Below are 5510 nucleotides of genomic sequence, written 5' to 3' on the forward strand. Positions count from 1 at the left end.
CGAGTATTTCCTGGGAGCGGCCATGGTCGATGTTCCTCTCATGAGAACCATCTGACCCTCTGTCAACATCCTCCGCATCCCGGGGGAACCACACCTTCTCCTGCCACCGATGCGGACAAACAAAGACCTCCAAACTCGTTGCCATTCCTGGTGGCGATCACAGTCGCCCCCGGTGTAACGCCTGCTACGGCAAGCTGAGCGCCGAACAGCCACAAGAGGCCCCACAACTACAAGTGGCTGGAGAGCCAGGAGAGGCTGCAGAACAGGAAGAGGCCGCCGGTCCGGTGGCCGTCAGCGACCCGCTTGATCCGCCGTTGCCTTCGGCTGCGGACAGGCCGGACCTCTATCTCACCCATAGCGACCACGTCCATGGGGCAGCCTCTGGTTGGACGCTGGCCGTGTGGAAAGATCACCTCACACGCGGGTGGTGCCCGGTGCCGCAGGCGGTGTCCCGCCGGTTCGAGAACCGGGTGCCGACGGGCGCCTTGGTGCACCTAGTCTCGTCGACTCCGTGGGCATGAGGACGGCGGAACCGGTCCCCGCTCCGCAGCCGCACGGAACGATGAAGCGACCTGCGGAAGGCTGGTTGAACCGCCGAGTTCGGTAGAGCCTCCACTCGAACCCGGGGGGCACTTGCCGACCAGCCCACCGAGCTGTTCTCGGGTCATCCCCCTGCGCGTGCGCAAGATCTGCAGGCGTTGGCCGAACACCAGCGGGTCAGCGTATGGATCCGGGGATGCATCTTGAGACATCACGGCTTTGCCCCTTTTGGCACCTTTGTCACTGCCAGGGTAGATGGCAGGCCCGGTCTCGTGTGAGATTCCCTACGGGTGCCCCTGATCCTGCACGTCATCGCGCGGGTCGGATGGCGCGTTTCGTGCACGACGATGCTCTTCGTTTGGATCTGGGTCAGGGGCGGTGGGCCGAGGCGGACGGCTGGCGGTCTGGGAAGACGTGGCGGTCGTCTTTCGGGGCGGCCCGGGGCGTGGAGCGTTTCAGATGTCCTCGACGCTTTATCCCGCGCCGCCGTCCGGCTGTTCGTCAAGGGGTGGCACCCTTGATGGTCTCAAGTCTTGTCATTCCCGCCCCGCAGCGAGGACAGGACCAGGCGCCCATACCGTGTCTTACGGTCCCGGACCGCTCGAAATGGGACACCTTGCGGTGATATCTCGAGGAGCGTGGTAGCGCTCTTACAAGGTCTGCCGCTGCAAGACAACGTTCTGTCAGACAGGCGGTGGCGAGGCGTCGGGGGCAGTACGGAACCACTGTCGGTGTCGGTGACGGTGACGGTGCTGGTGGCTTTGGCCAGCGGGCTCGGAGGCTCTGTAGGCGCAGAAGCCCGGCAAAGACTCAGCGACCTTGTCCGTCGTCCGTTCCGAAGCGGGAGTAATCGTCAAGACTTGTGGATCGAGTCAGGTTGGTGTTGATCCGAATGTTGCAGTCGGCGGCTCGCTGCGTTCCGAACGCGGCGGGTTCGTCCCCGTTCGGCGAGCAGGCTGAGGGCCTCAGGTGAGGTGACAACGAGTACGACCGTGGCCGTGCGCTGGAACCAGTCGGACGCGGTGGTGAGTTCCTCGGCAGTCCATGGCTCGTCCAGCGCGATTGCCCTGAGCAGGCTCCACTCGCGCAGCCGACGGGCGAGGAAGGGACGGTCCCCGATTGCCATGGCCATGGTCTGGGCCCAAGCGGTGAACGCCGGGTCGGTCAGCAGGTCGGCGGCCCAACACTCGAGGTAGCGGTTGACCGCGGCCTCCGACATCGAGACGTCCGGATCGTGCAGGACGGTAGCCACCAGGGTGGCCTCGTCTGTCTCCGGGACATTTTCCAGATCCTGCAGGTAACGGCGGTAGCGGAGGTGCTCGGGGGGTTCCTCGTCGAAGGACTGGTCGGTCATGCGGCGAGCCCTTCCGGTCGCTCCACTAGCTGGCCACGTTCGAAGCGGGCGCCGGCGCGGACCAGGGCAACCAGGTGGGGTGCGTTGACCGCGCGCCCTCGCGTCTGGGCGGACAGGTTACGGTCCTGGAAAGCGGTGTGGTCGGCCTGCCACTGTGTGGTCAGCCGGGTCGCGGGCGACAGGTCGGCCGAGGAGCCAAGGAACTGCTCCAGCGCGGGCACGAAGTCACCGGAGGACAGACCGTGCAGGTAGAGCAGGGGCAGCACCTCGCTGATCTTCGGGGACTTCCGGCACCACGGCGGCCCAGTCGCCGAGGAGAACCTCTTGTGTTCCCCGGTGGACTCATCAACGCGGCGGTCGTTCGCTCGCGGGGCTCTGACCTCGACCGCCCCAGCGACTGTGGTGACCTTCCGGGGCTGGTGGTAGCCGTTGCGCACGACCAGACGGCGGCCGTCGCCATCCCGCTGATCAGCCAACTCGGCTATGTAGCTGTCGATTTCCGCTTCCAACGCGGCGGCCAGCATCCGCCGAGCCCTCAAGGACGATCTCGTCGATCAAGGAGCCGTCTCGCGTGGAACCGTCGTCATTCCGACGTGCCAACGTTGGCCTACTCGATGACCATCACAGGATCATTCGGGAAGGTACGCCCTTCGCGCCTCTCCCCGACACCGAGCCACAGGTCTTGAGCATTGCTCAGCCAGCCGGGTACCCGTCGGGAAATGGCAGCGGGGACAGGACGAGGCGTGGGAGAGTGTGTCCGACGGTGTCCTACCACAGCCAGACGTGAGGACCGGAGGGTCTTCGTCCCAGGCCAAGTGGTCGACGAGAGCGACGTGACGGCCAGAGTGGGACCCGCCGGTTAGAGTGATCTCTGTTCATTTCGCGGCCCGCCGGGCTTCCACTGATGTGTGGACAGGCCCCCACCCGCGCACGGTCTTTCGTGCTGCCCGGGGGCTTTTCTCGTGTCGTTGTTGCGGATGTCTGCTCGTGCTGTGGTGCATGCGACGGCTGCCGGTTCACTGGTGGAAAGCCTGGCGACACAGTTCCGCTTCACCTACGGCTTCGAGGCGGGAGTGAGCGAGCAACGGTCGTGGGGCAAGAGCCTTCCCGCACTAGCCCACACCCTCGTGGATGCAGGGCGGGGGGACGTGGAAGTCCTCATCGAGTATCCGGTGCCGCTGTCCAGCTACCGGGTCGATGCCCTACTGGCGGGTGTTCACCCAACGACGGGCGAGCCGGCGTACGTGGTGGTGGAACTCAAGCAGTGGACCGCCGTCCATCCGGTCCCAGACGCCGAGGACCTGGTGACGGTGGAGGGGATGGGACATACTGCCCGCCTACACCCGGTTGCGCAGGTGCGCCGCTACTGCGACCACATCGCCGACTTCACGAAGTCCCTGCACGGCCACGAACACCGGATCAGTGGCGCCGCGTTCCTGCACAACGCCACGGACTTCGGCGTCGACAGCCTCTTCGACCTCCAGGCTGACACCTACGGCCGCCTGTTCACCGCCTCCAGCAAGGGAAAGTTCCAAGAATTCCTCACGGAGCGCCTGGCCCCCGTCTCCGGGGCGAGCGCTGCGGATGACCTGCATCCGGAGCAGATCGCGCCGAGCAAGCAGCTGATGGCCGTAGCGGCCCAGGAGATCAAGGAACGCTCGCAGTTCAACCTGCTCAACGAGCAGCAGGTCGCCTACTCACTGGTGATGCGCGCACTGAAGAAGTCGAAGCAGTCCGACGTCAAGGAAGTTATCGTTGTCACCGGCGGCCCGGGCTCCGGCAAGAGCGTCATTGCGCTCGAGGTCCTCGGTGAGCTGTATCGCAGCGGGGAGACGGCTATCCACGCCACCGGCTCCAAGTCGTTCACCACCACCCTGCAGAAGGTCGCCGGCAAGGGCAGCGGACGCATTCAGAAGCTGTTCGGCTACTTCAACCACTTCAGCCACGCTGAAAAGAACGGCCTGGACGTTCTGTTGTGCGACGAAGCCCACCGCATCAGAGAGTCCTCCAACCACCGCTTCACGCCCAAGAACCGGCGCAGCAACCGTCGCCAGATCGAAGAACTCCTGGACGCCGCCCGGGTGCCGGTCTTCGTCCTCGACGAACACCAGGTCGTGCGCCCCGGCGAGATGGGAACCGTTCGGGAGATCGACGAGGCGGCCAAGGCCAAGGGCCTGACCGTGCGGCACGTGAATCTCGACGGACAGTTCCGCTGCGGGGGCAGCCGCGCCTACGAGGAGTGGGTGGTCCGTCTGTTGGGCCTTACCCCGGGCGGCCCCATCCCCTGGGAAGGCGACGACCACTTCACCGTCTCGGTGGCCGAGACCCCGCAGGAGCTCGAAGCCCTCCTGCGCTCCCGTCAGGAGAGCGGGCTGCAGGCACGGATGACGGCCGGGTTCTGCTGGCGCTGGAGCGAGCCGGTCCTCGACGACGACAAGAACTTTGTCGGGCTTGTTGACGATGTCACCTTGCCCGAGTGGGACTACAAGCGTCCGTGGAACGTGCAGGGGGAGCGATCCATCGGCGGCTACCCCTCGAAGAACCTTTGGGCGACGGACCCGGCCGGGTTCACGCAGGTGGGATGTATCTACACGGCGCAGGGCTTCGAATACGACTGGAGCGGCGTCATCTTCGGCCCCGATCTGGTGTGGCGCAACGGAGTCTGGGTCGCGGACAAGAAGTCCAGCAAGGACACCATCGTCGCTCGCGCCCCCGAGCACGAGTTCGCCCACTTGATCCGCAACACCTACAAAGTGCTCCTCACCCGCGGCATGCAGGGGACCGTCCTCTTCTCGACCGACCAGGAGACACGGGAGATGCTCCGTTCCCTGATGGGGTCGGCGTAGACGGCAGGCTGTCGCGCCCCGCCGCCAGAGAAGGCCGCCGGACCGGCAACGCCCCGCGTGGCGACGCGGGCATCAGAAAAGGAGCAGGTCCGCTACGGCGAACTGGTGGATGAGATCCAGTGTCGATCCGGGGGTGGGTAGTTGGTGTGCTGGGTGGGGTGTGAGCTGCGGGGTTGGTGGTTGGTTGAGAATGGGGTTTGGTGGGGGTGGGGTGGGGCTGACCTGGGATTGTGTGGGTTGCAGTGGGAATGGCCGGGGGGTTGTGGGTAGCTTCTGCGTCTAATGGTCCGGGGTGTGTTTTGGCTGGTCAGACATCCCATGCCGTTTGGTGTCAAGCGGCGGCGAGGTCGGCGTGGTGTGACCAGGCGGTTGCCTCGTCGTAGGGGGTGCGGGTCTTGAGGCATCCGTGGAGGATGCCGACGAGTCGGTTGCCGAGCTGGCGCAGGGCGGGGTTGTAGCCGGCGTCGCGGTCTCGCTGCTTGTCGTAGTAGCGGCGGGCGCCGGGCGAGGTGTTGAGGGCCGAGAAGGCCTGCCGTTGGAGTGCGTCGGCCAGGCGGTTGTTGCGGACGTACCGGGCTTGGACGGTGTGCATTGAACCGTTCCGGGTTTGATCGAGGCTCGATCTTTTGGAAGGATCGAGTCCGTTATGGCGAAGCAATACCCGAAGGAGCTCAGGGAGCGGGCCGTGCGTCTGGTCCTGGAGACTCGTGATCAGTACAAGACGGAGTCCGCGGCGATCCGCTCGATCGGCGCGAAGCTCGACATCGGGC

Annotated in this window: 2 protein-coding genes and 2 pseudogenes; 1 reads left to right on the forward strand and 3 read right to left on the reverse strand. The window is 65.4% G+C overall.

Annotated features, from left to right (window positions below):
• Positions 1-1393: 1393 nt before the first annotated feature.
• Entirely contained in the window at positions 1394-1894 is a 501-nt protein-coding gene (locus ABZV34_RS36820) for a hypothetical protein (RefSeq protein WP_356286856.1), read from the reverse strand.
• Between the two features lie 23 nt (positions 1895-1917).
• Positions 1918-2494: pseudogene (locus ABZV34_RS36825) on the reverse strand (transposase); the annotation flags it as partial.
• A gap of 392 nt (positions 2495-2886) precedes the next feature.
• On the opposite strand from ABZV34_RS36825, the gene ABZV34_RS36830 reads away from it, so the two are divergent.
• A complete protein-coding gene (locus ABZV34_RS36830) occupies positions 2887-4740 on the forward strand; it encodes a DUF2075 domain-containing protein (protein WP_356286859.1) in 1854 nt (617 codons plus the stop codon).
• A gap of 331 nt (positions 4741-5071) precedes the next feature.
• On the opposite strand, the pseudogene ABZV34_RS36835 reads toward ABZV34_RS36830, so the two are convergent.
• Positions 5072-5323: pseudogene (locus ABZV34_RS36835) on the reverse strand (IS110 family transposase); the annotation flags it as partial.
• Positions 5324-5510: the final 187 nt, after the last annotated feature.

Source organism: Streptomyces sp. NPDC005195 (assembly GCF_040608315.1).
Lineage (GTDB): Bacteria > Actinomycetota > Actinomycetes > Streptomycetales > Streptomycetaceae > Streptomyces > Streptomyces kaempferi.

Excerpts from the sequence above, each read along its gene's own strand:
- ABZV34_RS36820 (WP_356286856.1), bottom strand. The coding sequence starts at position 1,894 with ATGACCGACCAGTCCTTCGACGAGGAACCCCCCGAGCACCTCCGCTAC.